The sequence below is a fragment of the Mesorhizobium sp. M7A.F.Ca.CA.003.01.2.1 genome (assembly GCF_003998945.1).
GTDB lineage: Bacteria > Pseudomonadota > Alphaproteobacteria > Rhizobiales > Rhizobiaceae > Mesorhizobium > Mesorhizobium ciceri.
The window spans coordinates 1-1,360 of sequence record NZ_RZRA01001203.1 but is presented as its reverse complement, the minus strand read 5'-3'; the positions used below and the strand labels follow the sequence as shown (position 1 = coordinate 1,360).

Below are 1,360 nucleotides of genomic sequence, written 5' to 3'. Positions count from 1 at the left end.
GCGGCGACCTTGGCTCACTGGCGGCCGGATTGGTGATCCAGCAGATCGGCCCCAGGCCCCGGCAGAATCTGCGCCGCGAGGCTGAGCAGGCGGGATTGCTTTAACAACCGTCAAGCTGCCGCCCCTCACCGTCGCGCAGTTGTCATACATCGCACCTACACGCAATCTGGGCGTCCCGCGACTGACATTTCGGTGCGCCCTCAGTCAGTTGGGGTGTCAAGAAATGCTGGACAGCATGCTGTCGGGCGGCAGGATTCGTTGCCGCCGCGATTTCCGTTTTCCGCACTAGAAGTTCAACAATCGGCCGCAGCTGAGGGGGAGCGCGCGGCCAGAAGACAGATGCATGAACAGATTTCAAATCCAGGGCCTCAAGCAGGACGACTTCGCGGAGATGGTCGCGGAAGACGTCGAACGTGCACTTGCCCACTATGACGAGGCCATCAACAAGCCCACCATGGTCTCGGTCGGCAAGATCGCCGGCAGCATAGCGTCCGCCGTCACCTTGCTGTCACCGAAGCACCGGCGCGCCATCGACGCCATCCATGCCGACCTGCCCGGCCTGGCGTCGAAATTCGTGCGCGCGCTGGCGGCGGAAGCCGCGCGCCGCAGCGAAGCCGGTATTGCCGGCGTGACAAATCCGCCGACGACCCCGTTGGCCGATGTCGAGCCTCCTTCGCTGCCAAAGTCCGACGATCTCGAATCGATGCTGATCGAGGACTGGGCCGGCCGCGTCGCCGGTTCGACCTATCTGGAAGAGCATCTGCGCATCGCCCGCTCGACCCTGCACCGCTGGCAGCGGCGGGGTGAGGTCATCGCCTTGCGCAAGGGCGGCCGCAAACATGTCTTCCCGCTGGCGCAGTTCGTCGACGGCCGGCCGGTTGCAGGCATTCGCGACGTGCTATCCCTGATCACCAATCCGAGGCTCGCATGGCTGTGGCTGACGCGGCCCTCGGCGCAGCTCGACGGCCGCGTCCCGATCGACTTGCTGCGGCAGGATCAGGTGGACGAGGTCGTCGAGGCCGCGCGCGTATTCGCGCCGGGCTGAACGCCTCGCGGACTCACCGCTGAGGCCAGCCCCTCAAGTCCCCGCCGTGTACGCCGCGATCGCCGCCATGTTGACGATATCGCTGTCCTTGGCATTCAGCGACACGATCTGAACCGGCTTGTTCAGGCCGACCAGCAGCGGCCCGATCACCGTCGAGCCGCCGAGTTCCTGCAACATCTTGGTCGAAATCGAGGCCGAGCAGATCGCCGACGACATCAGTCTTAGGCGAAACCGAAAGAAGGTGGCCGAAGCCCTGCCGGTATAATTTGACGCGAGAGCAACTGAGTTCTCTCACCTTGCCGCGCGCAGCCAGAC

General features: G+C 64.6%; 1 protein-coding gene and 2 pseudogenes. 2 read left to right on the top strand and 1 reads right to left on the bottom strand.

The genetic code is table 11. The annotated features are described in order from the left end of the window. Both EN969_RS36395 and EN969_RS31200 read left to right on the top strand, forming a co-directional pair. Positions 1 to 104, top strand: a pseudogene (locus EN969_RS36395) (adenosine kinase); the annotation flags it as partial. A 239-nt stretch (positions 105 to 343) separates the two neighbouring features. Continuing rightward, positions 344 to 1,045, top strand: coding sequence for an antitoxin Xre/MbcA/ParS toxin-binding domain-containing protein (locus tag EN969_RS31200; RefSeq protein ID WP_063169907.1), 702 nt, complete (start codon positions 344 to 346; stop codon positions 1,043 to 1,045). Positions 1,046 to 1,078: 33 nt separating this feature from the next. Here EN969_RS31200 and EN969_RS31195 read toward each other — a convergent pair. Continuing rightward, positions 1,079 to 1,243: pseudogene (locus EN969_RS31195) on the bottom strand (phosphate acyltransferase); the annotation flags it as partial. Positions 1,244 to 1,360: the final 117 nt, after the last annotated feature.